21 protein-coding genes are annotated in these 26,630 nt (G+C 74.0%); 11 read left to right on the forward strand and 10 right to left on the reverse strand.

Annotated features, from left to right (window positions below):
- The first annotated feature begins 15 nt into the window (after positions 1–15).
- Positions 16–423 carry a DUF6278 family protein gene (locus GL259_RS31120; protein WP_159536598.1) on the forward strand — a complete coding sequence of 136 codons (408 nt, stop codon included), beginning with the start codon at positions 16–18 and terminating at the stop codon, positions 421–423.
- Between the two features lie 207 nt (positions 424–630).
- Entirely contained in the window at positions 631–792 is a 162-nt protein-coding gene (locus GL259_RS38025) for a hypothetical protein (RefSeq protein ID WP_208026540.1), read from the forward strand.
- Positions 793–1,037: 245 nt separating this feature from the next.
- On the opposite strand, the gene GL259_RS31130 is transcribed toward GL259_RS38025, so the two are convergent.
- The gene (locus tag GL259_RS31130) at positions 1,038–1,793 is read right to left on the reverse strand and encodes a hypothetical protein (RefSeq protein ID WP_159536599.1); all 756 of its coding nucleotides are present in this window, start codon (positions 1,791–1,793) and stop codon (positions 1,038–1,040) included.
- A 153-nt stretch (positions 1,794–1,946) separates the two neighbouring features.
- On the opposite strand from GL259_RS31130, the gene ggt reads away from it, so the two are divergent.
- Positions 1,947–3,755, forward strand: a complete 1,809-nt coding sequence (gene ggt / locus GL259_RS31135) for a gamma-glutamyltransferase (protein WP_159536600.1) — start codon at positions 1,947–1,949, stop codon at positions 3,753–3,755.
- A 70-nt stretch (positions 3,756–3,825) separates the two neighbouring features.
- On the opposite strand, the gene GL259_RS31140 is transcribed toward ggt, so the two are convergent.
- The 5 genes from GL259_RS31140 to GL259_RS31160 form a co-directional block, all read right to left on the reverse strand.
- The gene (locus tag GL259_RS31140; RefSeq protein WP_159539139.1) at positions 3,826–6,354 is read right to left on the reverse strand and encodes an ATP-dependent Clp protease ATP-binding subunit; all 2,529 of its coding nucleotides are present in this window, start codon (positions 6,352–6,354) and stop codon (positions 3,826–3,828) included.
- A gap of 312 nt (positions 6,355–6,666) precedes the next feature.
- On the reverse strand, positions 6,667–7,092 hold the full coding sequence (locus GL259_RS31145) for a lasso peptide biosynthesis B2 protein (RefSeq protein ID WP_159536601.1): 426 nt from the start codon (positions 7,090–7,092) through the stop codon (positions 6,667–6,669).
- Positions 7,089–7,343: a lasso peptide biosynthesis PqqD family chaperone gene (locus GL259_RS31150; protein ID WP_159536602.1), complete on the reverse strand. Its 255-nt coding sequence runs from the start codon at positions 7,341–7,343 to the stop codon at positions 7,089–7,091. The genes GL259_RS31145 and GL259_RS31150 overlap by 4 nt, the downstream gene beginning before the upstream one ends.
- Positions 7,344–7,391: 48 nt before the next feature.
- Positions 7,392–9,245 carry a lasso peptide isopeptide bond-forming cyclase gene (locus tag GL259_RS31155; protein WP_159536603.1) on the reverse strand — a complete coding sequence of 618 codons (1,854 nt, stop codon included), beginning with the start codon at positions 9,243–9,245 and terminating at the stop codon, positions 7,392–7,394.
- A gap of 25 nt (positions 9,246–9,270) precedes the next feature.
- The gene (locus GL259_RS31160) at positions 9,271–9,381 is read right to left on the reverse strand and encodes a keywimysin-related RiPP (protein ID WP_159536604.1); all 111 of its coding nucleotides are present in this window, start codon (positions 9,379–9,381) and stop codon (positions 9,271–9,273) included.
- Positions 9,382–9,971: 590 nt separating this feature from the next.
- On the opposite strand from GL259_RS31160, the gene GL259_RS31165 reads away from it, so the two are divergent.
- The 8 genes from GL259_RS31165 (at position 9,972) to GL259_RS31200 (ending at position 20,361) form a co-directional block, all read left to right on the forward strand.
- Complete coding sequence (locus GL259_RS31165) at positions 9,972–11,459, forward strand: hypothetical protein (protein WP_159536605.1); 1,488 nt, start codon at positions 9,972–9,974, stop codon at positions 11,457–11,459.
- Between the two features lie 183 nt (positions 11,460–11,642).
- Positions 11,643–12,485 carry a nitrilase-related carbon-nitrogen hydrolase gene (locus GL259_RS31170; RefSeq protein ID WP_159536606.1) on the forward strand — a complete coding sequence of 281 codons (843 nt, stop codon included), beginning with the start codon at positions 11,643–11,645 and terminating at the stop codon, positions 12,483–12,485.
- Positions 12,482–13,768, forward strand: coding sequence for an aspartate aminotransferase family protein (locus GL259_RS31175; protein ID WP_159536607.1), 1,287 nt, complete (start codon positions 12,482–12,484; stop codon positions 13,766–13,768). Before GL259_RS31170 ends, GL259_RS31175 begins: the two co-directional genes overlap by 4 nt.
- Before the next feature lie 27 nt (positions 13,769–13,795).
- The gene (locus tag GL259_RS31180) at positions 13,796–15,358 is read left to right on the forward strand and encodes a PucR family transcriptional regulator (RefSeq protein ID WP_159536608.1); all 1,563 of its coding nucleotides are present in this window, start codon (positions 13,796–13,798) and stop codon (positions 15,356–15,358) included.
- Between the two features lie 155 nt (positions 15,359–15,513).
- Positions 15,514–16,356 (forward strand): nitrilase-related carbon-nitrogen hydrolase, encoded by an 843-nt coding sequence (locus tag GL259_RS31185; RefSeq protein WP_159536609.1) that lies wholly within the window; start codon positions 15,514–15,516, stop codon positions 16,354–16,356.
- Between the two features lie 31 nt (positions 16,357–16,387).
- On the forward strand, positions 16,388–17,791 hold the full coding sequence (hydA, locus tag GL259_RS31190; protein ID WP_159536610.1) for a dihydropyrimidinase: 1,404 nt from the start codon (positions 16,388–16,390) through the stop codon (positions 17,789–17,791).
- Between the two features lie 11 nt (positions 17,792–17,802).
- Positions 17,803–18,804 carry a TIGR03842 family LLM class F420-dependent oxidoreductase gene (locus GL259_RS31195; RefSeq protein ID WP_159536611.1) on the forward strand — a complete coding sequence of 334 codons (1,002 nt, stop codon included), beginning with the start codon at positions 17,803–17,805 and terminating at the stop codon, positions 18,802–18,804.
- Between the two features lie 27 nt (positions 18,805–18,831).
- Positions 18,832–20,361: an NCS1 family nucleobase:cation symporter-1 gene (locus GL259_RS31200; protein WP_159536612.1), complete on the forward strand. Its 1,530-nt coding sequence runs from the start codon at positions 18,832–18,834 to the stop codon at positions 20,359–20,361.
- Between the two features lie 12 nt (positions 20,362–20,373).
- On the opposite strand, the gene GL259_RS31205 is transcribed toward GL259_RS31200, so the two are convergent.
- The 4 genes from GL259_RS31205 to GL259_RS31220 all read right to left on the reverse strand — a co-directional run bounded on the left by GL259_RS31205 (position 20,374) and on the right by GL259_RS31220 (position 26,613).
- The gene (locus tag GL259_RS31205) at positions 20,374–21,285 is read right to left on the reverse strand and encodes a CAP domain-containing protein (protein ID WP_159536613.1); all 912 of its coding nucleotides are present in this window, start codon (positions 21,283–21,285) and stop codon (positions 20,374–20,376) included.
- Positions 21,286–21,766: 481 nt separating this feature from the next.
- A complete protein-coding gene (locus tag GL259_RS31210) occupies positions 21,767–22,432 on the reverse strand; it encodes a hypothetical protein (protein WP_159536614.1) in 666 nt (221 codons plus the stop codon).
- A 717-nt stretch (positions 22,433–23,149) separates the two neighbouring features.
- Positions 23,150–24,823 (reverse strand): fused response regulator/phosphatase, encoded by a 1,674-nt coding sequence (locus GL259_RS31215; protein WP_159536615.1) that lies wholly within the window; start codon positions 24,821–24,823, stop codon positions 23,150–23,152.
- Positions 24,820–26,613 carry an ATP-binding protein gene (locus tag GL259_RS31220; RefSeq protein ID WP_243762432.1) on the reverse strand — a complete coding sequence of 598 codons (1,794 nt, stop codon included), beginning with the start codon at positions 26,611–26,613 and terminating at the stop codon, positions 24,820–24,822. The genes GL259_RS31215 and GL259_RS31220 overlap by 4 nt, the downstream gene beginning before the upstream one ends.
- Between the last annotated feature and the right edge of the window lie 17 nt (positions 26,614–26,630).

Here is a 26,630-nt window from a genome sequence, read left to right on the forward strand (position 1 = left end):
TGACAGGCTGGAGGTATGAACATCCCTTTCCTGGGCAACCGGCGCCGGAAGATCGGGTTTCCCGGCCCCGAGGGCATCGCGGACCTCCTCGCGGAGTGTGAACTGCTGCGCTCCCAGGCCTTCCGGGCGGGTGTCCGACTGGACGACTCCCCGGCCTCGTTGGAGGCGCTGGACCAACTGGTGCCGGGCTGGCGGGACGACGAGGAGACCCTGACCTGGCTGGGCAACGACGCCGGGCTGTACCTGGGCACCGTCATCGTGCGCACCGTGCCGGGGGCCGCCTGGGAGATCCGGTCCGACGGACAGCCCGTCGTACGGCTCGCCTCCGGCCGGGAGTTCGACGTCGTGGACTCCGGACACGCGTGGGCCGCCCACGGCGTGCCCGAGCTGTCGCAGCTGTACGCCGAGGTCGCGGAGGTGTGAGACACCCGGACCCCGGCCGGCGGTCCGGGGCGAAGACGCGAAGGCACGCCGTGCCGAAGGCACAAGGGCGTGGGGGCGTGGGGGCGGGAAGGCGCGGAGGCGTAAATAAGGCTAATGGCCGGGGAATGCGTGTCGCGCCGTCCCGGCGATCTTGCCCGGATACGGTGCGGCAGCCACCGCACGTCCCGAGGCAGGCAGAGGGTGGGTATGGCCGTCGATCCGCTGATCGAACCGCGTGACGTCAACCAGTACTTCGGGAACCCGCGCGTCCTGCGGGACAGCGACCTCCGCGCGCACGGGACCGTGCCGCAGCACGTCCCGCCGGAGCGGTTCGAGGTCCGCGGGTCCGTCCGCCCGGACCTCGACTAGGATGTTCCCTCCGTCCCGGTGGGGGAGGGGGCTTCGCCACAGGGGCGGGGACGCCGCCGCCGGGAGGGACCCACCGCCCCCGGCCCGCGGGGAGCGGCGGTTCACATCGGCCAGTCCCGTCCGGCGGCAGCCGGAGATCACTGCTCGGGCGGCGGAACCGACACGTACGACGAGTCGTCCGCCGGCGAGGAGAAGGTCAGCTGCGCGCCGGACGGGTTGTGTCGAGGCGGAGCGCACGGCGTCCCTCAGGACGCCCGGTGCGACGTGCGGGGAGCGGCGGCCGGCAGCGGGGTCTGCGCGGCCCGGGTCACGTCCGCGACCAGTTCGACCACATCGGGGCCGTACGCCTGGGAGTTGACCACCTTCAGCAGCAGGACGAAGGAGCCGGAGCCGTGCTTGCGGGCCAGCCGCTCGTGGTTGCGGGCGAGGTAGCGGGTGGCGGCCTGGTTGGTGATCGCGCGCTGACCGCAGAACAGGAACACCGGCCGGGTGTCGCGCCGGTCACCGGCGGTCAGCCGGGCCAGCAGGACGTACTCGGTGACGCCGGGGTCCATGCGGTAGCGCTCGGTGCCGATCTGGAAGGCGCCCCGGTCCGGGCCCGGTTCCGGGTCGACGTTGACCCGCACGCCCGGCAGCATCGCCGCCATGTGGGCCGCCATCCGCCGGTTCGACCCCGGGCCGCCCACGCAGAACTCGGTCCGCTCGCCGAACCCCTGGTGCGCCGCGTCCTGCGTCACCACCTGGACGTGCGCCCCGCAGTCCTTGATCAGCGCGGACAGCTCCAGCAGCGCGAACACGTCGAAGCGGTGCACCGCGGGCTCCGTCGCGGCGGGATCGCGGTTGACGACGAGCAGCGACTCGGCGTTCTCCGGCAGGCCGAAGAACGCCTGCTTGCGCCGGAGCTTCCGCTTCCAGAGGTAGGTACGGGCGATCCAGCCCAGCGCGGCGCTGATGCCGGCGGCCACCACACCCAGAACGATGTTGCGCACGTCGTCAGTCATGGGCGCGCATGGTAGCGGGCTCACACAAACCCGTGTTCGACACGAGGTCCGCACGCACGCCCGAGGATCCGCGGCGGCACGCCCCGCAAGGTTCCTGACGGGACCGCGCCGGCTGAACTAGGCTGCGCGGACGGCCTGTCACCGGAGGTGCGGATGCGTCGTCCCGTCGCTCGGAAACTGGTGGTCCCGGCGGTCTGTGCCGCCCTGGTCTCGGTGGGGGCGGCGGCACCCCCCACCCAGCACGGCACGCCCGGTGACCGCGCCCCCAAGGTCCCGGTCGCCGTCGGACACGGCGGCGCGGTCTCCAGCGTCGACGCCGACGCCTCCGCCGCCGGGATCGAGGTCCTGCGCAAGGGAGGCAACGCCGTCGACGCGGCCGTCGCCACCGCCGCCGCGCTCGGTGTCACCGAGCCCTACTCGGCCGGCATCGGCGGAGGCGGCTACTTCGTCCACTACGACGCCCGCTCCCGCACCGTGCACACCATCGACGGCCGCGAGACCGCCCCGCTGACCGCCGACTCCGGCCTGTTCCTGGAGGACGGCGCGCCGATCCCCTTCGCCGAAGCCGTCAGCAGCGGTCTCGCCGTCGGCACCCCGGGCACCCCCGCGACCTGGCAGCGGGCGCTCGACGCGTGGGGCAGCAGGAAACTCGGGACGGTCCTGGAACCCGCCGAGCGGCTCGCCCGCGACGGCTTCACCGTCGACGAGACCTTCCGCGCGCAGACCGCCGCCAACGAGACCCGCTTCCGCCACTTCCCCGACACCGCCGAGCTGTTCCTGCCGGGCGGCGAACTCCCGGCCGTCGGCTCCACCTTCAAGAACCCCGACCTCGCCCGCACCTACGCCGAGCTGCGCCGTAAGGGCGTCGGCGCGCTGTACCGGGGCGACATCGGCCGGGACGTCGTCGACACGGTCAACAAGCCGCCGGTGGACCCCGGTTCGGACTGGAACGCCCGCCCCGGCGACCTGTCCGCCCGGGACCTCGCCGCCTACCGCACCAGGTCGCAGGCGCCCACCAGGACCTCGTACCGCGGCCTGGACGTCTACTCCATGGCGCCCTCCTCCTCCGGCGGCACCACGGTCGGCGAGGCCCTCAACATCCTGGAGCGGACCGACCTGTCGAAGGTGAGCGACGTCCGGTACCTGCACCGCTTCATCGAGGCGAGCCGCATCGCGTTCGCGGACCGCGGCCGCTGGGTCGGCGACCCCGCCTTCGAGGACGTACCGACGAAGGAACTGCTCTCCCAGCGGTTCGCCGACTCCCGCGAGTGCCTCATCGGGGACGACGCCGTCCTCACCAGCCCGCTCGCCCCCGGCGACCCGCGCGACCCGCGGCCCTGCGCGAGCGGCGGCAGGGCCGCCCCGACGACGTACGAGGGCGAGAGCACCACGCACCTCACCACCGCCGACCGGTGGGGCAACGTCGTCGCCTACACCCTCACCATCGAGCAGACCGGCGGCAGCGGGATCACCGTGCCCGGCCGCGGGTTCCTGCTCAACAACGAGCTGACCGACTTCTCCTTCGCCCCGGCCGACCCCGCCGTGCACGACCCGAACCTGCCGGGCCCCGGCAAGCGGCCCCGGTCCTCGATGTCCCCGACGATCGTGCTCGACCGGCACGACCGGCCGGTGGTGGCCCTCGGCTCACCGGGCGGGTCCACCATCATCACCACCGTGCTGCAGACCCTCACCGGCTTCCTCGACCGCGGACTGCCCCTGGTCGACGCGATCGCCGCGCCCCGCGCCAGCCAGCGCAACACGGCGCTGACGGACCTCGAACCCGGCCTGTACGACAGCGAGGTGCGGCAGGAGCTGGAAGCCGTCGGGCACTCCTTCCGGGAGAACCCGGAGATCGGCGCGACCACGGGCGTCCAGCGCCTGCCGGGCGGCAAGTGGCTCGCGGCGGCGGAGAAGGTGCGCAGGGGCGGCGGCTCGGCGATGGTCGTGCGCCCGGCGCGGTAGGCGTCCCGGCGGACAGACACACGGGCGCCCCCGGCGAACACGCCGGGGGCGCCCGTCCTCGCTCACCCGCTCACAGCTCGGCGGACGGTGTCTCCTGGGTGCGGAAGAGGAGCCTGCCGTCCTGCGCGTCCACCGTCACCCGGCCGCCCTCCTTGACGCGGCCGTCCAGGAGCAGCCGGGAGAGCTCGTTGTCGACCTCCCGCTGGATGGTGCGGCGCAACGGCCGGGCGCCGTACTCGGGCTGGTGGCCGCGCTCGGCCAGCCAGTCCACGGCCGCGTCGGTGAACTCCACCGCGATCCCCTGGCCCTTGAGCCCGCGCCGGGTGCCCTCCAGCAGCAGGTCGGTGATCTGCCGCAGCTCCTGGGCGGTCAGCTGGCGGAAGACCACGACCTCGTCGATCCGGTTGAGGAACTCGGGCCGGAAGTGCTCCCGCAGCGGCCGCAGGACCTGTTCGCGCCGCGCCTCCTCGTCCGCGCCCGTGCCGCCCGCCGCGAAGCCCAGGGTCGCTCCGCGCCGGGTGATCACCTCGGAGCCGAGGTTGCTGGTCATCACGATGACGGTGTTGGTGAAGTCCACCGTCCGGCCCTGGGAGTCGGTCAGCCGGCCGTCGTCGAGGACCTGGAGCAGGATGTTGAAGACGTCCGGGTGCGCCTTCTCCACCTCGTCGAGGAGGAGCAGCGAGTACGGGTGCCGGCGCACCACCTCGGTCAGCTGACCGGCCTCCTCGTGCCCCACGTAGCCGGGCGGGGCGCCGACCAGCCGGCTGACGGTGTGCCGCTCCTGGTACTCGCTCATGTCGAGGCGCACCATGCGGTCCTCGCTGCCGAACAGCGCCTCGGCGAGCGCCCGCGCCAGCTCCGTCTTGCCGACGCCCGTCGGCCCGAGGAACAGGAAGCTGCCGATCGGCCGGTCGGGGCTGGCGAGACCCGCGCGGGAGCGCATCACCGCGTCCGAGACGACGCGCACCGCCTCGTCCTGGCCGACGACCCGCTGGTGCAGGTGCCGCTCCAGGTTCAGCAGCCGGTCCTTCTCCTCCTCGGTGAGGCGGCTGACCGGGATGCCGGTCTGCCGGGACACCACCTCGGCGATCGCCTCGGCGTCCACCCACAGGCTCTGTCCCTCGTCGACCTCGCCGTCGCCGCCGGCGTCCGCGATCCGCAGCTTCAGCTCGCCGATGCGGTCCCGCAGCTGGGTGGCCCGCTCGTACTGCTCGTCGGCGACCGCCTGGTCCTTGTCGCAGGTCAGCTGCTCGACCTCGCGCTCCATGGCCCGTACGTCGGTGCCCTTGGTGCGGGCCCGCAGCCGTACCCGGGCCCCGGCCTGGTCGATGAGGTCGATGGCCTTGTCCGGCAGACGGCGGTCGCTCAGGTAGCGGTCGGACAGCTCCACGGCCGCCACCAGCGCCTCGTCGGTGTAGCGGACCTGGTGGTGGGCCTCGTACCGGTCCTGCAGGCCGCGCAGGATCTCGATCGCGTCCGCGGGGGTCGGCTCCGGCACCATGATCGGCTGGAAGCGGCGGGCCAGCGCCGCGTCCTTCTCGATCCGGCGGTACTCGCCCAGCGTGGTCGCGCCCACCACGTGCAGTTCGCCGCGCGCCAGGGCCGGCTTGAGGATGTTGCCGGCGTCCAGCGAACCGCCCTCGCCGCCGCCCCCGGCGCCGACGACGGTGTGCAGCTCGTCGATGAAGATGATCAGCCGGTCGGAGTGGGAGCGGATCTCCTCGACGATGTTGTTCATCCGCTCCTCGAAGTCGCCCCGGTAGCGGGTTCCGGCGACGACGCCCGTGAGGTCCAGGGAGACCACGCGCCGTCCCAGGAGCACGTCGGGCACGTCCCCCTCGGCGATCCGCTGGGCCAGGCCCTCCACGACGGCGGTCTTGCCGACGCCCGCGTCACCGATCAGCACCGGGTTGTTCTTGCCGCGCCGGGAGAGCACCTCGACGGTCTGCTCGATCTCCTGGTCCCGGCCGATCACCGGGTCGATGCGGCCCTCGCGGGCCAGCTCGGTGAGGTCGCGGCCGTACTTGTCCAGGGTCGGCGTGCCCGTCGCGGGGCGCGGCCGTTCGGCGCGGGCCGGCGGGGCCTCCGGCGCCTCCTGCGGGCCGGAGGGGGCGAACCGGGCCGCGCCCAGGATGTGCCCGGCGGCCGAGTCGGGGTTGTTGGCCAGGGCGCTGAGCACGTGCTCCGGGCCGATGTAGCCGGCACCGCTCGCCCGGGCCAGTTCGTGCGCGTCCAGCAGGGCCCGCTTGACGGCGGGGGTCAGGGACAGCGAGGTCGGCGGCGGGGCGTCACCGGGCCCGTACTGGACCGGCCCCGAACGGTCGTCGATCTGCGACGCCAGGGAGTCGGGGTCCGCGCCCGCCCGGCTGAGCAGACTCCGGGTCGGCTCGGCGGAGAGGGCGGCGCGCAGCAGGTGCTGGGTGTCCAGGTCCCGGCTGCCGTGCTCGGCGGCGTACTGGGCGGCGCCGCGTACCAGCTCCCGGGCGGGCTGGCTGAGCAGCCTGCCGATGTCGATCTGACGGGGGCGCGGTCCGCCGAAGAAGCGCGCGAGGAATTCTGCGAAAGGGTCACCCTCCGGGCCGATGAAGCCACTCGTCATCGTCATCCGTTCCTTCGCTGGTGGACGTGCCGGGGCCGGGTAACCCGGTCCGGGCCCGCTCATGCCACGATGACACGTTCCGTTTCGGCGGGCATGTCCAGGAAGGCGACCGGGCACGGCCACGGCGTCCGGCTCCGGGCCGGCTCGCGGTGGAGGGGGCCGGTGGCCGGCGGTTCCCCGTGCCGCCCCGGGCCGGCGGTGCGCCGCCGGCCCGGGACGACGACGGGGCCGGCGGGCCGCACCGTGGACAGGCGGTGGGCGACCACCGCCGCCCGGGTGGCCCGTCCCCGGCCCCGGCCGGAGGGCCGGCGGTCACCGGGCCGGCGGCTCGACGCGGACCAGCCGGGCGAAGTAGCCGTCCGGCACCCCTTCGCCGACGGGGTGGCCCTCCGCCTCGATCCAGGCGTGCGCGGTGAAGGGCGGGACGACGCGGACCCCGGCGCACCAGGTCGGCCACGTCCCCCGCAGCCGGCACAGCAGCGCGGCCCCCAGGGAGCGCGGCAGGCACCCCTTCGGCCCGGTGCAGTGCAGGCTGACGGCGCACAGGGCGTCGCGCGCGGCCTGCGCCTGGGCGGCGGTGGCGGGCGCCGCGCCGCGCCGCAGCACACGGAGCACGGCGCGGATGCGCCGGGGCGGCAGCAGGGCGAGCGCGACGGCGGGCAGCAGGACCAGGCGGGCCGCCAGGCGCCGCCCCGGCGGCACCCCGGCGGGGCGTTCCAGCGCGCTGGGCGTCGTCATGAGGCCAGCCCCGCCTCGCGCAGGTCGCCGACGAGTGCCTCGACGTCCCGCAGCGCCTGCGCCCGCTCGATGTCGAACTCGCGGACCAGGGCGGCGGCCGCGTCGGCGGCCTCGCCGCCGTCCAGCAGGGTCCGCACCACCAGGGTGGCGGTGGGGTTCAGCTCCCAGTAGGTCCCGGCCCGTTCGTCCAGGAGCACGGTGCCGTAGTCGGTCTCGGCCGTGGAGACGTGTGCGTCGAAACGCAGGGGCATGGCATCGCCTTTCTGTGCCGCGGGGCGGGACCCCGCGGCCGCGGAGGGCTACGGGACACGGGCGCCGCCGCGGCTGCGGGACAGCCCGCGCAGCCACACCTCGGCGGCGATCGTCGAGTAGAGGACGGCGTCGGACAGCCCGGGGGAGGCCGGCCGCCGGGCGAGGCGGCGCAGCTCGGCCCCGTCCACCAGGCCCAGCCGTTCCAGCCGGGAGTCCTCCCACAGCGCCAGCAGGTCGGCGCGGTTCTCGCGCAGTCCGTTGGAGGCGTCCATGGAGGCGGTGGCCTTGGTCGTCCTGCGCAGGCACGGCTCGGGAACCACCCCGCTCATCGCCGCGGTCAGCACCGGCTTGTACCGGAACGGCGTGACGCGCTCGGCCGGGCGCACCGCGAGGAACGCCTCGACGACCCGGTCGTCGAAGAAAGGGGAGGCCATCGGCAGGCCGGTGCGGGCCGCCATGTGGTCCCACTGCCGGATGACGCGCGTGGTCGAGCGGATCTGCTCCAGGTCCGCGTGCATCCCCCGGTCGGGATGCAGGGGCGTGGCCGTCGCGGCGGCGTCGAGCAGCGCCCGCCGCGCCAGCCGTTCGGCGTCCGCGCTCACCCAGCCGAACAGGCGGGGGGCCGTGCCCCAGCCGAGTCCCGTGGAGACGGAGGACGGGGCCGCCGGCTCCCGCAGCCGGCCGGCCGCGTCGGCGAGCCACGTCCCGTACGGACGCGTGTCGGCCAGGGCGCGGACCGTGCCGCCGAGCGGCCACCGCCACAGGGCCCGGAACCCGCGCAGCTGCCGCAGGGCGTGCAGCGGACGGGTGCGCAGCAGCCGGTGGTAGTACGCCTCGGAGCACCAGGCCACGTGGTCGCCGCCGATGCCGGTCAGATGCACGCGGCTGCCGCGCGCGGCGAGCCCCGGCAGGTGGTGCAGGGCCCGGGCGCGGTCCATCACGCCGATGGTGGGTTCGTCCAGGACGTCGTCGATGTCGAGCAGGCCGTCGTAGACCAGCGGCGAGGCGTCGGCGTCCCAGACGACGTGCTCGACGTCCGGCAGGTGCCGCGCCGCCTGCTCGGCCCAGTACAGGTCGGTGTCCGCGGGGTCGCGGCCGGGCCAGGTGCCCGCCACCACGCGCGCGGGGGAGCGGTCGGCGAGGAAGCAGACGGACGTGGAGTCCAGCCCGCCGGACAGGTCGCAGCTGACCACGCCGCCCCGCCGGGTCCGTGCGTCGACGGCCTCCTGGAGCGCCTCGCGGACCGGGCCGGCCGCCACGGCCAGCGGCACGACGGGCTCCGGCGGCGTCCACCAGCGGGTGTGCCGGGCGGTGCGCCCGTCCGAGGCGACGACCACGGCGTCCTGCGGGGGTACGGCGGTGACCGCCGGCCACAGGGACGTCTCGTACAGCGGATGGGGGGCCGGCCACAGCAGCCGGACGGCCAGCTCCCCGGGATCGGGGTCGAGCCCGAGGGCGTCGGCGAGCACGTCGGCCCGGGTGGCGGCCACCCTGGTGCCGGCGATCTCGGCGTGGAAGACGAGCCGCAGGCCGGAGGCGGTGCCCTGCACCCGGATCCGCCCGTCGAGGGCGGCCACCAGGTGGAAGCTGCCGGTGAGGGAGCGGGCCAGCGCGTCGGTCCCGGCGAGGTCGCGCAACCGCGCCGCCCTGCGCCGCAGTTCGTCCGCCTCCACGGGGCAGCAGCCGATGACGGCCAGGGCGGTGTCGCCGGCCCGTGCCGTGACGGCCTCGTCGTCGTGCCAGTGGCCGACCAGCCAGGGCCGGCCCGACGGATGGTTCACGATCCGGCAGCCGGGCCGGGCGAAGGAGCGGGCCACGGCGGCCGCGTCCTCGCTGTCGGTGAAGACCGCGAAGTGCGCGTCGCCGGGGCCCGTCCCCGCACATGCGTGCAGTGGTGTCATGACGTCGGGTCGGTGCCGTCGCCCGTCAGTTCTTGCTCAGGATGAGCCGGTCGTTGCCGCTCTTGCCCAGGAGTCCGGTCTCCTTCCGGAACGTACCGAGACGGACGAGCGTCGGCGCTTCGTAGGCCTTCTTCATGACTCTCCTCGCGTGCTGGTGCGCGGTCCGCTCCCCTCGCCGGCGGCGTCGCCGTCTCCGGCGGGCCGTCGGGCGTGCCCCTGCCCATCGGGAGCCGGGGCGAGGAGCGGTGCGGCACCCAGCTAGCGGCAGAACCGCGCGGTCTGGCAAGAGGATGCAGAAAAATATGATCATGAGTTAATGGCGGACGATTTCGGCCGACCGCGGGTCCGGTTCCGTCCCGCGCCGTCGACCGGGCGAACGGCGTCCGCTCGCACCTCCGCGCGGAGAAACGTTCCCACGTGCGCCCCGGCCCGTAACCCCCGGCCGGCGGCACCGGGTGCTCCACGGCCGGCGGGAGGGAGCCGCCGGGGCGCATCCATGACCCGCCGACGCGCACCACGCGCCTTCCGCTTCGCCCCGCGCAGTCGTGCGGGCCCGGCCGGGCCCGCCCGCGCGACCGGCCCCGGCGTCACCTCCGCGATGCCCGCCCGGACGCCGGGGCGCCGGCGCGTCCCCCACTTCCTGCCGGAAAACTCTCCGTAGCGCCGCCGTAACACGACTGGTGTTACCTACGGGGCGGAGTGCTCCAGTTCTGGCGGGAGTTGGCTATGGCGGCGGAGCGACTCCCGGACGGGATACGGGAGTTCACGAACTACCTGCGGGGTCTGCTGGCACGCCTGGATCAGTCCGGCGGCTGGTGCGCGGTGTTCTGGCACCGGGATCCCGAGGGCATGCGGGCCTGCCTCGACGGGCGTGAGCCGCCGCCCTGGGACGTGGTGGAGTCCCTGCTCCAGGACCTGGCCGTCGCGCACGGCCCCCCGGCCGCCGAGGCCGAGGCCCGGCGGGCCCGTGTCCTGCGGGCCGCGGCCCTCGCCGCACACGACGCCCGTCCCGGCGCCCGGGACGCCGTCGGCGCCCGCCTGGACGTCATGCTCCGCGAGCAGAGGCACGCGGCGCAGCGGTGGACGGAACTGGGCCGGGCGCTCGCCTCGGCCGCCACCCGCGAGCAGGCCGACGCCCTGCGCGCCGACCTCGCCTGGGCCCGGGACGACCACGAACGCGCCACCGCGCGCTGCGCGGAACTCCGGGCGCGACTGGCCGCCCTGGACGGGCGGACGGGGGACACGGACCCCGCCCACCGCCCGTCCGGCGGGGCGCCGCACACGCGTCCGCGGGAGGGCACGGCGCCGGGCGGCGCCCCCGGCGGGCCGTCGCGCGACGGCGCGGGTCCGGCCGGGCCCGGCGGCGACGGGGACGGTGCGGGAACGCCGCGGCAGCGCGTCGTGCCGGCGCTCCCGGACGGTGCCGCCGAACGGCCCGCCACGGCTCCCGCTCCCACTCCCACTCCTGCTCCCGCTTCGCGCAGGCGCCGCCGCGGCGGTGCCCGCTTCGCCGGGATGGCCGACGAGCAGGCCGCCGCCCCCGTCGTCGCCTCCCCGGCGGACGCCCCGACCCTTCCCGCGCCCGCCCCCGGCCCGCGCCGCACCCCGCGCGGAGCCCGGTTCGCCGGGGCCGCCGAAGAGGTGGGCCGGCGGGCGGAGGCGCGCGGCGGACCACCCGTGGACGCGGGCGACCGGCGCGAGGTCGACCGTGTCGTGGAGGCGCTCGCGCGGCTGCGCGGCGAGGGGCGCGGCGGGGAGGCGCACGCCCTGCTGATCGACGCCGCGCACTGGCCCGCCGCCCGCCTCCCGCTGCTCGCGGCCGGGCTGGAGCGGGCCGGTCTCGGCGCCGACTGGGCGACCCTGCTGTGGGAGGCCGCCTCGCTGCCCGCCGGGCGGCTGGTCGCCGCGGCCGACGCGCTCACCGCGGCGGGCCGGGCGGCGGACGGGGAGCAGATCCTGCGGCAGGGCGTGGTCCGGCCGGCCGACGAGATCGGGCGGGCGGTGCTCGCGCTGGCCCTCGAGGAGCGGCACCGCGAGGTGCGCGCGCTGCTCGGCGCCTGTGTCCGCGTGCGCACCCCGCAGGAGGCGGCCCGCACGGCCGCCGCCGACCCGCGGCGGCTCGTCCCCCTGCTCCTCGCCGCCGCCCGGGACGTCTCGGAGGAGCGGCACCGGGACGTGCTGCACGCCCTGCGCGTCGCGGGGTCCGCCGTCTGAACGGGCCGGGCCGGGCGCCCTCCCGCCCGCCCCGGAGCTCACCCACCGGAGTGTGAAACGTGATCGACTCCACGGCCTCGACGACGATGGTCTTGGCAAGCCCGCCCGAGAGGCTTACGTTCGTCCCTCTACGACCGTTTCTACGGGCGTAGAGGCGCTGACGTCGCGTCGAAGGAGCAGCTCATGGCCAACGTCGTACGTGCCGCTCTGGTCCAGGCCACCTGGACCGGCGACACCGAGTCCATGCTGGCGAAGCACGAGGAGCACGCCCGCGAGGCGGCCCGGCGGGGCGCGCGGATCATCGGGTTCCAGGAAGTCTTCAACTCCCCCTACTTCTGCCAGGTCCAGGACGCCGAGCACTACCGCTGGGCCGAGCCCGTCCCCGACGGCCCGACCACCCGCCGGATGCGGGAGCTGGCCCGCGAGACCGGCATGGTGATCGTGGTGCCGGTGTTCGAGATCGAGCAGTCGGGCTACTACTACAACACCGCCGCCGTGATCGACGCCGACGGCACCGTCCTCGGCAAGTACCGCAAGCACCACATCCCGCAGGTCAAGGGATTCTGGGAGAAGTTCTACTTCCGGCCCGGCAACCTGGGCTGGCCGGTCTTCGACACCGCCGTCGGCAAGGTCGGCGTCTACATCTGCTACGACCGCCACTTCCCGGAGGGCTGGCGGCAGCTCGGGATCAACGGGGCCCAGCTGGTGTACAACCCGTCCGCCACGCACCGCGGCCTGTCGTCCCACCTGTGGCGGCTGGAGCAGCCGGCGGCGGCCGTCGCCAACGAGTACTTCGTCGCCGCGATCAACCGCGTGGGCGTGGAGGAGTACGGGGACAACGACTTCTACGGGACCTCGTACTTCGTCGACCCGCGCGGACAGTTCGTCGGTGACGTCGCCAGCGACACCAAGGAGGAACTCCTGGTCCGCGACCTGGACTTCGACCTCATCGAAGAGGTGCGGCAGACGTGGGCCTTCTACCGCGACCGCCGCCCCGACGCCTACGAAGGGCTGGTACGGCCGTGACCGACGACCTGCTGGGCCGCCACCGCTCGGTGCTCCCCGACTGGCTCGCCCTCTACTACGAGGAGCCCATCGAGATCACCCACGGCGAGGGCCGCCACGTCTGGGACTCCGAGGGCAACCGCTACCTCGACTTCTTCGGCGGCATCCTCACCACGGCGACCGCCCACGCCCTGCCCGAGGTCACCAAAGCGGTGAGCGAACAGGCCGGGCGGATCATCCACTCCTCCACCCTCTACCTCAACCGGCCGATGGTTGAACTCGCCGAACGCATCGCCCAGTTGAGCGGCATCCCGGACGCCCGGGTCTTCTTCACCACCTCCGGCACCGAGGCCAACGACACCGCCCTGCTGCTCGCCACCACCCACCGGCGCAGCAACACCGTCCTGGCCATGCGCAACAGCTACCACGGCCGCTCCTTCAGCGCCGTCGGCGTCACCGGCAACCGCGGCTGGTCCCCGACCGCGCTCTCCCCGCTCCAGACGCTGTACGTCCACGGCGGAGTGCGCACCCGGGGGCCGTTCGCCGCCCTCGACGACTACGACTTCGTCGCGGCCTGCGTGGACGACCTGAAGGACCTCCTCGGCCACACCCGCCCGCCCGCCGCGCTGATCGCCGAGCCGATCCAGGGCGTCGGCGGCTTCACCTCGCCTCCCGACGGCCTGTACGCGGCCTTCCGCGAGGTGCTGCACGAGCACGGCGTGCTGTGGATCTCCGACGAGGTGCAGACCGGCTGGGGCCGCACCGGCGAGCACTTCTGGGGCTGGCAGGCGCACGGCCGCGGCGGCCCGCCCGACATGCTGACCTTCGCCAAGGGCATCGGCAACGGCATGTCCATCGGCGGCGTCGTCGCCCGCGCCGAGATCATGAACTGCCTGGACGCCAACAGCATCTCCACCTTCGGCGGCACCCAGATCACCATGGCGGCGGGCCTGGCCAACCTCAACTACCTCCTGGAACACGACCTCCAGGGCAACGCCCGCCGGGTCGGCGGCCTGCTCATCGAGCGGCTGCGCGCCGTCGCCGCCCACGTCCCGGCCGTGCGCGAGGTGCGCGGACGCGGGCTGATGATCGGCATCGAGCTGACGAGGCCCGGCACCGACGAGGCGGATCACGCGGCCGTGTCCGCCGTGCTGGAGGAGGCCCGCGCGGGCGGGCTGCTCGTCGGCAAGGGCGGCGGACACGACACCAGCGCCCTGCGCATCGCCCCGCCGCTCACCCTGAACGTCGCGGAGGCCGAGGAGGGCGCCGCGATCCTCGAGCGGGCTCTGAGGAGCATCCGGTAGCGGCACACCGACCGGAGGGACACCGCCATGACCACCTGGGAGCCGTCGACACCGGCGCTGTCGGTCCGGCAGGTCCTCGCGCTGGAGCGGGTGCTCGCCGGTGAGCCCGAGGTGGTGGCCGGCGCCGACCGGCTGGACCGGCCGGTGCGCTGGGTGCACGTCGCGGAGGCGGCCGACGTCGGGGTGATGCTCAGCGGCGGCGAGATGGTGCTGACCACCGGGGTGCTGCTCGCCGGCGACGAGGACAAGCAGGCCGAGTACGTCCGCTCCCTGCACCGCGCGGAGGCCGCCGCCGTGGTCCTCGGACTGGGCCGCGCCTTCCCGTCCCCGCCGGAGGCGATGCGGCGCATGGCCGAGCGCTGCGGACTGCCCCTGGTGGTGCTCCACCGGCCCTCCCCCTTCGCCCAGTTGACCGAGGAGGTCCAGTCCCTCCTGGTGCGGCGGAAGTTCGCCGCCGTCAGCCTCTCCGAGGCCGTGCGCGGCGAACTCACCGCGCTGATCACCGCGGGCGCCCCGCTGCAGCGCCTGCTCGACGAGGTCACCCGGCACAGCGGCTGCCCCGTCGTCGTCACCAACCTCGCCCACCGCGTCCTCGGCACGGCGGGGGAGCGGCCGGCCGTGGACGACGTGCTGCGCGACTGGGAGCGCATCGCCCGCCAGGCCGGCGGCACCGGGGGCGACGGCTGGATCCGCGCCGAACTGGGCGGGCGCGGGGAGCACTGGGGCCGGATCGTGCTGTGCGGCTACCGCGGCGACAGGGCCACCGGACGGCTGCTCGCCGACCGCGCCGCCGAGGCCCTCGTCCTGCACCGCATGCTCGGCGGCGACGCCGCCCGCTCCTGGGAGGAGCAGTCCGCGCAGGGCCTGCTGACCGACCTGGTCGGCGGGACCGTACCGGCCCGGCGGCTGCTGCCCCGGGCCCGCGCGGCCGGGCTGCCGGTCAACCGGCGCACCTTCGTCCCCCTCGTCGTGCACGGCCGGGAGGCGCACCGGCTCGATCGCGTGCTGCGCCTGCTGGGGCTGCCCGGCGTCGTCGCCGAGCTGGCCGACGCGGTGACCGCCGTGCTGCTCAGCCTCGCCCGGGACCAGGACGCCGAGGCGCTCACCGCGCACTTCGCGGCCCGGCTGCGCGCCGAGCCGGGGGCGGACCCGGTCGTGGTGGCGGCGGCCGACGCGCGCACCGCGTTCGACGACGTGCCCGCCGGGCTGCGCGAGGCCCGGCACGTGGTGGACGCCGTCGCCGGCTCCGCCGCCGCGCTGGACCTGCCGGCCGTGGTCCGCCTCCGGGACGTCCATCTGCGCGGACTGATCCGGCTGCTGCGGGACGACCCCCGGGTGCAGTCCTTCGCGGAGCGGGAGCTGGACGGGCTGCTGCGCGGGCCGGACGACGACCTGCTGTCCGTGCTGCGGACCTACCTCGCCACCGGCCGCAACAAGTCCCGCACCGCGCAGCTGCACCACGTCTCCCGGCCCGCGCTGTACCGCCGCCTGGAGGCGATACAGGCCCGACTCGGCGTGGACCTCGACGACTTCGAACAGGCCGCCTCGGTGCACATCGCGCTCCTCGCGCACGACGCGCAACAGCAGTGAAACGACGGACCACCTGTGACAATGGCGGTTAAACATGGGCTCGTTCCAAGGTGACACGGTGGCACGCGGCGCCCCCGCAGACGTGACACGGTGCCACTCAAAGCGGGCGCGTCCGCTTCCTAGGCTCGCCGGACACCGAGCGACCGGAGGTCCCGATGAGCCCAGTGATCCGTGCCGCCGTCTTCCAGACCGCCTGGACCGGCGACAAGGAGTCGATGATCCAGGTCCACGAGCGGGCCGCCCGCGACGCGGCCGCCCAGGGCGCCCAGGTGCTGTGCTTCCAGGAGCTGTTCTACGGACCGTACTTCTGCCAGGTGCAGGACCCGGCGTTCTACGCCTACGCCGAACGCGTCCCGGACGGTCCGGTCGTGCGGCGCTTCCAGGCGCTCGCCGAGGAGCTGGGCATCGTCCTGGTGCTGCCGGTGTACGAGGAGGAGCAGCCCGGGGTCCTCTACAACACGGCCGCGGTGATCGACGCCGACGGCTCCTACCTCGGCAAGTACCGCAAGACGCACATCCCCCAGGTGAAGGGGTTCTGGGAGAAGTTCTACTTCCGGCCCGGCAACGGCGGCTGGCCCGTCTTCGACACCAGGGCCGGCCGGATCGGCGTCTACATCTGCTACGACCGCCACTTCCCGGAGGGCTGGCGGGCGCTGGGACTCGCCGGCGCCGAGATCGTCTTCAACCCGTCGGCCACCTCCCGCGGCCTCTCCGGCTACCTCTGGCAGCTGGAGCAGCCGGCGGCGGCCGTCGCCAACGAGTACTTCGTCGGCGCGATCAACCGGGTCGGCGTCGAGGAGCTCGGCGACAACGACTTCTACGGCACCAGCTACTTCGTCGACCCCGAGGCCCGGTTCGTCGGCGAGCCGGCGAGCGACAAGGAGAGCGAACTCGTCGTCCGCGACCTGGACCTGGCCAAGCTGCGCGAGGTCCGCGACCGCTGGCAGTTCTACCGCGACCGCGCCCCGGGAGCCTACGGACCGCTGACCGCCCCCTGACAGCACCGAGCACGCGAGGAGAGGGAGCACCATGAGCAGCCGTACCGTCATCCGTGGCGGCCTCGTCATCACCGCCTCCGACGAGATCCACGCCGACGTCCTGATCGAGGACGGCCGCATCGCCGCCCTCGCCGCCTCCGGCACCCCGGCCGCCGGGGCCCTCACCGCCGAGCGGACCCTCGACGCCACCGGGAAGTACGTCATCCCGGGCGGGGTCGACGCCCACACCCACATGGAGCTGCCCTTCGGCGGCACCTTCGCCTCGGACACCTTCGAGACGGGCACCCGGGCCGCCGCCTGGGGAGGCACCACCACCATCGTCGACTTCGCCGTGCAGAGCGTCGGCCGCTCCCTGCGCGAGGGCCTGGACGCCTGGCACGCCAAGGCCGAGGGCACCTGCGCCGTCGACTACGGCTTCCACATGATCGTCTCCGACGTGAACCCGGAGACGCTGAAGGAGATGGACCTCCTGATCGAGGAGGGGGTGACCAGCTTCAAGCAGTTCATGGCCTACCCGGGGGTCTTCTACTCCGACGACGGCCAGATCCTGCGCGCCATGCAGCGCTCCGCCGGGAACGGCGGGCTGATCATGATGCACGCCGAGAACGGCATCGCCATCGACGTGCTCGTCGAACAGGCGCTGGCCCGGGGCGAGACCGGCCCCCGGTACCACGGCGAGGTCCGCAAGGCCCTGCTGGAGGCCGAGGCCACCCACCGCGCCATCCGGCTCGCCCAGGTCGCGGGCGCCCCGCTGTACGTCGTGCACGTCTCCGCCACGGAAGCCGTCGCCGAGCTGATCCGGGCCCGGGACGAGGGCCTGAACGTCTTCGGCGAGACCTGCCCGCAGTACCTGTTCCTGTCCACCGACAACCTCGCCGAGCCGGACTTCGAGGGCGCCAAGTACGTGTGCAGCACCCCGCTGAGGCCGCGCGAACACCAGGCGCACCTGTGGAAGGGGCTGCGCACCAACGACCTCCAGGTGGTCTCCACCGACCACTGCCCCTTCTGCTTCACCGGACAGAAGGAGCTGGGCCGGGGCGACTTCTCGAAGATCCCCAACGGTCTGCCGGGCGTCGAGAACCGCATGGACCTGCTGCACCAGGCCGTCCTCGACGGGCACATCTCCCGCCGCCGCTGGATCGAGATCGCCTGCGCGACCCCGGCCCGCATGTTCGGCCTCTACCCGAAGAAGGGCACGATCGCGCCGGGCGCCGACGCCGACGTCGTGATCTACGACCCGCACGCCGAGCAGGTCATGTCCGCCGGGACCCACCACATGAACGTCGACTACTCGGCCTACGAGGGCAAGCGGGTCACCGGCCGGGTCGAGACCGTCCTCTCGCGCGGCGAACCCGTCATCACCGAGCGGGAGTACACCGGGCGCGCCGGGCACGGCGCCTACCTCCCGCGTTCCACCTGCCAGTACCTCACCTAGGAGCGGTGCGCATGGACTTCGGACTCGTTCTGCAGACCGACCCGCCGGCCTCGCGGGTCGTCAGCCTGATGAAGCGCGCCGAGCGGAGCGGCTTCACCCACGGCTGGACCTTCGACTCCGCCGTGCTGTGGCAGGAACCGTTCGTGATCTACAGCCAGATCCTGGCCAACACCACGAAACTGAGGGTCGGCCCGATGGTCACCAACCCGGGCACCCGCACCTGGGAGGTCACCGCCTCCACCTTCGCCACCCTCAACGACATGTTCGGCAACCGCACCGTCTGCGGCATCGGCCGGGGCGACTCCGCGATGCGCGTCGCCGGCCGCAGGCCCAACACGCTGGCCCGCCTGGGCGAGGCGATCGACGTGATCCGCGACCTCGCCGAGGGGCGCGAGGCCGAGGTCGACGGGCAGCCGCTGCGGATCCCGTGGGTGCGGGACGGGAAGCTGCCCGTCTGGATGGCGGCGTACGGGCCGAAGGCGCTCGCCCTCGCCGGGCGGAAGGCCGACGGCTTCATCCTCCAGCTCGCCGACCCGTACCTGACCGAGTGGATGGTGAAGGCCGTGCGCGACGCGGCCGCCGAGGCGGGGCGCGACCCCGCCTCCGTCACCGTCTGCGTCGCCGCCCCGGCGTACGTCGGCGACGACCTGGCGCACGCCCGCGAGCAGTGCCGCTGGTTCGGCGGCATGGTCGGCAACCACGTCGCGGACCTGGTCGCCCGCTACGGCGAGCACTCGGACCTGGTCCCCGAGGCGCTGACGTCGTACATCAAGGAACGGCACGGCTACGACTACAGCCACCACGGGCGGGCCGGCAACCCGTCCGCGGACTTCGTCCCCGACGGGATCGTCGACCGGTTCTGCCTGCTCGGCCCGGCCGAGGCGCACATCGAGAAGCTGAAGACGCTGCGCGAGCTGGGCGTGGACCAGTTCGCCGTGTACGACATGCACGACGCGCAGGAGACGACGATCGACGCGTACGGCGCGGAGATCATCCCGGCACTCAGCCGCTGACCGGTACCTCCGCCGAAGGGCACGCCCATGACCGCGACCGTCCCGCCCACCCCGCCCGTGCCACCCGGCAGCCCCATACCCGACCCGGCGGGACGCGTCGAGCTCCCGCCGGGCGTCACCCTCACCGACCACCGCTTCGTCAACGACGACCTGCTGCCCGTGCCGCTGGCCCGCCGCCGCTGGACGACGTACAGCTTCGCGGCCCTGTGGGTGGGGATGGCGCACAACATCCCCTCCTGGCTGCTCGCCTCCGGTCTCGTCGCCCTGGGCATGGACTGGAGGCAGGCCGTGTTCACCATCGCGCTCGCCAACGTCATCGTGCTCGCGCCGATGCTGCTGACCGGTCACGCCGGCCCCAAGTACGGCATCCCGTTCCCGGTGCTGGCCCGTGCCTCGTTCGGGCTGCGCGGCGCCAACCTGCCGGCGATGATCCGGGCCGGGGTGGCCTGCGCCTGGTTCGGCATCCAGACCTGGATCGGCGGCCAGGGGATCTTCGTCCTGCTCGGCAAGGTGTTCGGCGGCTGGGCGGAGGCGTCGGAGATCGGGGGGCAGCCCTGGACGCTGTGGGTCTGCTTCGTGCTGTTCTGGGCCCTCGAACTCGCCATCATCCACCGGGGCATGGAGACACTGCGCCGGTTCGAGAACTGGGCCGCGCCGTTCGTCATCGTCGGCGCGCTGGTGCTGCTGGCCTGGATCGCGAACGAGGCCGGCGGTCTCGGGCCGCTGCTCGACCAGCCCTCGCGGCTCGGCTGGGGCGCCGACTTCTGGCCGGTGTTCTTCCCGGCCCTCATGGGCATGATCGCGTTCTGGTCGACCCTGAGCCTGAACATCCCCGACTTCACCCGCTTCGGCGCGGGCCAGCGCGCCCAGGTCCGGGGCCAGACGCTCGGACTGCCCACCACCATGACGCTGTTCGCGCTGCTGTCCGTGTTCGTCACCTCCGGCAGCCAGGCGGTGTACGGGGCCCCGGTGTGGGACCCCGTCGCACTGGCCGCCAGGACCGACAACGTCTTCGGACTGCTCTTCGCCCTGGTGACGGTGCTGGTCGCCACCATCTCGGTGAACATCGCGGCGAACGTGGTCTCACCGGCGTACGACCTGGCGAACCTGGCGCCGCGGCTGATCAGCTTCCGCACCGGCGCGCTGATCACCGGTGTCGTCGGCGTGCTGATCATGCCGTGGAAGCTCACCGAGACGCCCGAGCTGTACATCTTCACCTGGCTCGGCCTGGTCGGAGGGCTGCTGGGCACCGTCGCCGGGATCCTCATCGCCGACTACTGGCTCGTGCGCCGCACCGTCCTGGACCTGCCCGCCCTGTACACGCCGGCCGGACGGTACTGGTACACGTCCGGCTGGAACCTGCGCGCCGTCGCCGCCTTCCTGGCCGGCGGGGTGCTCGCGGTGGGCGGCTCCCACTCGGCCCCGGGGAAGGGTCCCTTCCCCGAGGACGGGCTGATCCCCTTCCTGAAGCCCCTCGCGGACTACGGCTGGGCGGTGGGTCTGGCGGCGTCGCTGGTCGTGTACGGCGCGCTGATGGCGGGCCACCGGCGCGCGTGAGCGTACCGGGGGCTACCGGGCCGTGCCGAAGTCCTGGGTCCAGTAGGAGCCGGGCTGCGCCAGACCGACACCGATCTCCTTGAACGAGCAGTTGAGGATGTTCTTCTTGTGCCCGGGGCTGGCCATCCAGCCGGCCATCACCTGCTCGGGAGTGGAGTAGCCGTGGGCGACGTTCTCGCCGTAGGTGCTCCAGCTGTAGCCGGCGCGTGTGATGCGGTCGGCGGGCGAGGACCCGTCCGAGCCGGTGTGCGACATGGTGCCGCTCGCCGCCATGTCCTCGCTGTGGTTCTGCGCGGCCTCGGTCAGGGCGGTGTTCACCTTCACCGGCGAGCAACCGGCCTTCCCGCGCTCGGCGTTGACGAGTTCCACGACCTTGGCGACGGCCCCGGAGGACGTGGCCCCGCCCGTCGCGGCGGGCTTCGGGGCCGCGGTGGTGGGCTTCGGGGCGGCGGTGGTGGGCTTGGGGGCCGCCGTCGTGGGCTTCGGAGCGGTGGCCGTGGGCTTCGGAGCGGTGGCGGTGGGCTTCGGAGCGGTGGCGGTGGGCTTCGGGGCCGCGGTGGTGGGCTTGGAGGCGGGTGCCCCGGAGGCCGTCTTCTTCGGCTGGTGCGGCTTCGGCTCGTGCGACGGATCGGTGCCGCCGTGCTTCGGCGCTCCGCTCTGCGAAGCGCTCGCGGTGGCGGTCGGCGTGCCCGACGGTGCCGCCGGGGGCTCGTCGTGCTGCCGGCTGCTCCACTGGCTGTACCAGTCGGCACCGTCCCACTTGTCCTCGGCCGCGGCCGAGGCGGTGGCGGCCCGGTCCTGCGGCTGCCCGTCACCGGGCCAGTCGGCGCAGGCCATGGCGACGGAGGGTATCCCTATGACCCCCATGGCGACTGTCGCGACGACCGTCCGCCGGTACTGGTGCTGATGGCGATGCTTTCCCATGCGTGACCTCACCCCTGCTGTCCGGAGGCTGGTCATTCTTCGGACGGTCCGACAGCGGGCGCAAAGGGCCTTTGCACTACTTTGCTTCGTAGGTCTGCGGGGGTCTTGCGATGAGCGCAAGAGCGTGCCGACCTGCTCTCGAAGATCCTCCCGGGGTGTCTGCCGTCCCGTCAGAAGCCTTCGCACGGCGAAAGAAGCGCGTCCCCCGGCTCCCCGCCCGGCCCCGCCCGCCGCGGCCCGCTCCACGTTCGCGGCAAGACGGACAAATCCCTTATGTCGTCGGAGCGGGTTCTACTAAGCGGTCTGCGTAGATCGCGGACACGTGTGACAGATGTCACCGGATCGTGAATTCCGGACCGGTGTGGGAGACCGGGACCGGTGCCGGAGGCCCAGGAGCGCGCCGGGGGACGCCGGGGCGATCGGGACCGCGGGCCGGGGCCGGGGCGGGCGGTCCGCCCGACGCGCCCCGGGAGCGAGGGGGTCAGCCCTGCCCGTCCTCCAGGGCCGCCACCGCCTCCTTGGCGGCCTTGATGGCCCCCTTGTTGATCTCGTCCGTGCCGGGCGCCTTCTTCGACTCGAAGTCGCTGCCGTTGTACGTCACGACCACCAGCGCGTTGGAGGAGCGGGCCACCACCACGCCCTCCCGGGTCTGCTGCTTGTCCTCGGTGGCGAGGTTCACGACGGAGTACGCGGCGTCGCCGAGCCCGGGCACCGGGCCCCCGCCGCTCTTCTCCGCCAGGCGTCCCCCGTACGACCGCTCCGCCGCCTCGTCCGACTCCAGCACCTCGAAGGACACGTCGAGCCAGCGGTACTCGTAGCCCTCGAGCGCGTTCCAGGAGCAGGTGCGGCGCAGCTCGGCGTCCGTGGACGGTATCTCCTTGCCGGCCGTCTTGGCGCCCGGCACGAGGGTCTTGACGGTCTTCTCCGCCAGCGCGGTGCACGGTGCGGGCGCGGCGGTGTACGTCTTCGCCGCCTGCGTCGCCGACGGGGCGGAGGCGGACCGGTTCTCCGTCCTGTCCGCGGACTCGTTCCCGGCGGCCTGCGGTGCGGCCGACGGGCCGGAGGACAACGCCCAGCCCGCCGCGGCGAGGACGACCACCGGGGACAGGCGTGCGGTCAGGGCGAGCGGCAGAGGCAAGGAACGCACGGCGCACTTCTCGTGGGGGACGGTGCGGAGGGAGTCCGCACTGCGGACGGGACGCCAGTGTCACACGCATCGGTGTGGTGCGGAAGGGTCAACTCGCTCCGTAGGCGGGCGGTGACGGCGGCGTACCGCCGGGCGGTTTCGTTTGGCGCGTTTCGGCGGGACAAGGGCGACTTGCCCGCGGGACGGCCCACGGCCCGCGCCGGGCGGGAGGGTTCCGGGCGGGACGGTGATGCGGCAGGGCGGGCGTACGTGACGCGCGGTCAGGTGCCGGAGGACGACGAAAGGCGTTGCGTGCCCGGTCCGGTCCTGCGGTTGCACCTGCGCCCGGCCCGCACCGGCCAGCGGTACGTCACCGCCGGGGGAGCGGGAGCGGCACCTGCGGCGGCGCGCGCCGCGGCCCCCCGCGCACGGTCCGCCGCGGCGACCGCGCGCGGACGTCCCGGTCTCCGTCGAGCGGCGGCACGGCGTACGCGCACGGGGGAGCGCGGGTGAACGAAATCGTCCGTCAGCACCGGCACCTGGCCGAGCCGGTCCTCGCCGTCCGCGAGCGGTGCGGCCGTGTGCGTCCGGCGGGCGGGCGGATCGCCCTGTCGGCAGCGGTCCTGCCGCGCGACGGACACGGGACGACACTGCCGCGCACCGTCCCGGTCTCCCCGGCCCCGGGCCTGTCCATCGGCCGTCCCGGCATCGTCGTCGACCGCCCGTGCGCGGGGCACTTCACGCCCGGCCGCCCCCAGGGGCGGCTCGCCGGCCGCCCGGTCCGGGAGCCGGCCGGTCGGCCCGCGTGCCGTTCAGCCGTACCGCCAGGAGGGCCACGTCGTCGCTGCCGTCCGGCGGCAGCCACTCCAGCAGCTGGGCGCAGGCCTCCTCGGGGTCACTGGACGTCTTGCCGACCACGGAGGCGAGGACGTCCAGTGAGTCCTGGAGGTGGACGTGGCGGCGCTCGATCAGCCCGTCCGTGACCAGCAGGAGCAGCGAACCGGGCGTCACGGCGACTCTGTGGGCCGCCGGGTGGGGCAGGCCGAGGCCGAGCAGCGGTCCGTGCTCGTAGAGGTAGGCGGTCGTGCCGTCCGGGCTGCGCAGCAGCGGCGGCAGATGCCCGGCGTTCGCGACGCGGATGGCGTCGGAGCCGGACTCGATCAGGATGATGCACAACGTCACCGTGACGCCGGGTTCGACGGAGGTCAGCAGGCGGTCGAGCCGTTCGAGGATCGCCTCGGGCGGGTGCCCCTCCACCGCGTAGGCGCGCAGCGCGTGCCGGACCTGGCCCATCACCACGGCCGCGTCCAGGGAGTGGCCGGCGACGTCGCCCACCGCCACGACCAGGCCGTCCGGCGTGTCGATCGCCTCGTAGAAGTCACCGCCGATCTCGGTGTGTTCGCCGGCGGGCAGGTAGCGCACCGCCAGCTCCGCGTGCCCGGTCTCCGGGAGGCTCTCGGGCAGGAAGCTGCGCTGCAGGGTGAGCGCGAGCGCGTGCTCCTCGCTGTAGCTGCGCAGCGCCTCCAGGGCCAGCGCGCTGGCCTGGACGAGCTGGTCGAGCAGTTGCTCGTCGTCCGGCGTGACGACCGCGTCCGCCGGGGTGAGGACGGCGACGGGCGGGCGGTCGGGCTTGGCGCGGCCGAGCGCGGTGCGCCGTCCCTCCGGGTCCTTCAGGTCCGGCGGCAGGCAGGGCAGGTCGCCTGCGGCCGCCTGCCCCGGCCGCGCCCGGGCGGGGGTGTCACCGCGGTGCGACCAGCCGGGGACGGTGTGCACCCGCGGCCCGTCGCACGGCGTGGAGGTGTCCCGGTCGTGCCAGGTGTGGGCGACCAGCGCGCCGCCCTCCGGCGCGGTGAGGAAGGCCGCCGCCTCGCAGCGGAAGACGGCCGCCGCCCCCTCGGCCGCCACCCTGACCAGCTCCTGCGCGTCGGCGGCGCTGTACAGCGCCAGCGTGGTGCGGTTGAGCAGGCTCAGGCGGTCCGCGAGGAGTTCCGCGCGGCGGCGGGCCCGGGCGTAGCGCAGGTTGGCGGTGACCGTCGCGAGCAGTTCGTCGGGGGCGATGGGTTCGACCAGATACGCGTCGGCCCCGCGGTAGAGCCCCTGCGCCCGGTCGTCGACGGTGATGGCGGAGGCGGAGATGTTGATCACCGGGACCGCGGCCGTGGCGGGGTTGCCCTTGATGCGCTCGCAGACCTCGAAGCCGGTCATGTCGGGCAGCCGGACGTCGACGACGGCGAGCTCCGGCAGCGGGCCCGGCCCGTCGAGCAGTTCGAGCGCGCGGGTGCCGTCCTCGGCCTCGGTGACCTCGTGCCCGGCCCGGCGCAGGGCGGTGGCGAGGACGTAGCGATTGGTGGGGATGTCGTCCACCACCAGGATGTGTGCCGGACGGTTCTCCGCGTCGAGGGGAAGGGTCATGGGTGTTCCTTGGCCGTGGACGACTTCGGCTGGGCGGGAAGGGGTTCCTGCGCCGCGGGCGGCCCGGCCGGCAGCCGCTCCAGGGCGTCTGCGAGGGCCGCGGCGGTCAGGCGTGACTTGTTCAGCACGGCGTGGGTGCCCGCGAGGCGCGTCCGGTCGACGAGGGCGGGTTCGAGCGCGGTCAGGACGATCACGGGCACGTCGGCCGTCGCCGGTTCGCGGGCCAGCAGCCGCCGGACCTCGTAGCCGTCCGGGCCGGGCATGTTGAGGTCCAGGAAGACCACGTCGGGCCGCCCGCGCTCGACGGCCGCGACGGCCTCGGCGCTGTCCGTGACCGTGGTGACCGTCTCCACCAGGCCCTTCAGCACGGCCCGGAAACCGGTCAGGAAGGCCTCGTCGTCGTCGACCACCAGGACGGAGCGCACCGGGCCGCGGACGGCCGTGGCCTGCTTCCCCCGGGCCGCCGGCCGGCTGGGACGGGCGGGGATCTCGATGACCACCCGGGTGCCGAGCCCCACCTCGCTGTCCAGCCTCAGGGTGCCGCCCAGGAGTTCCGTCAGCTTGCGGGCGTACGGCAGCCCGAGGCCGGTGCCGGGCCGCCCCCGCTGATGCGGCCCGCGCACCTGGTAGAACTCCTCGAACACACGCTCGATTTCATGGGTCGGGATGCCGACGCCGGTGTCCTCGACCCGGAAGACGGCGTGGACGCCGTCCTCGCGCTCCTCCTCGGCGACGTCCAGTACCACCGAGCCGTCGGCCGTGAACTTCAGCGCGTTCGACAGCACGTTCCGCAGGACCCTGGTCAGCATGACCTCGTCGGTGACGAGCGTGCCGTGCGACGCCGGGTCCGGGATGCGCAGGTCGACCCCGGGCTGCGCCGTGCTCTGCAGCATGCCGCGCAACTGGTGCAGCAGCGAGCGCAGGTCCACCTCGGCGAGGTGCGGCTCCAGACGGCCGGACTCGGCCTTGGCGACGTCGAGGAGTTCGTCGACGAGGGTCAGCAGCGTGCTGCCGGACGCGTGCACCATGGCCACCTGCTGGCGCTGCTCGTCGGAGAGCGGGTCCGCCGCCGTGTCCAGCAGCAGCCGGGCGAGGGCGATGACGGAGTTCACCGGCGACCGCAGCTCGTGGCTGACGTTGGCCCAGAAGCGGGTCTTGTACTCGTCGGCCAGTTCGAGCTGGCGGGTCTTGTCCTCCAGCTCCGCGTAGAGGGCGACGACCCCGCTGTTGGTCTCCTCCAGCTCGCTCGCCAGCTCGGAGTAGAGCGCGAGGACGCCGGCGTTGGTCTCCTCCAGCTCCGCGTTGAGCCGTTGGAGCTCCTCCTGCTGGCGCTGGGACTCCTCCAGCGCGGCCAGCAGGTGACGGTTCTGCGTGCGCAGGGCCTCGATCAGGTCGGCCGCGGTGTCGGCGCCGACCAGCGAACCGCGCACCTCGCCGGCCAGCTCGGCGGCGGACGCCGTCGGCGCGGGGATGCGCTGGGCGAGCACGAGCCGGTGGCGGCCGTCCCCGTCCGAGAGCTCCAGGGAGCTGCCGTCGAGCAGGCGGGAGGCGGCGGTCAGCAGGGTCGACGGCGGCCGGTGGGCCTCCCGCCAGTCGAAGCGCACGGCCAGGCGCAGCCCGTCCCGTTCCTCGAGGCACAGCTGCGCGGTCAGGTCCGAGGCGCCCTTCAGGTGCTCACCGGCCTCGCTCACCACGGTGGTCAGCCGGACCAGGGAACTGCCCGTCAGGCCCACCGCGCGGCAGGCGGTCTGGGTGCACCGGCGCAGCGTGACCACGTCCCCCTCCTCCATGAGGAGGAGGGTGGCCA

The organism is Streptomyces sp. Tu 3180, from assembly GCF_009852415.1.
Classification (GTDB): domain Bacteria; phylum Actinomycetota; class Actinomycetes; order Streptomycetales; family Streptomycetaceae; genus Streptomyces.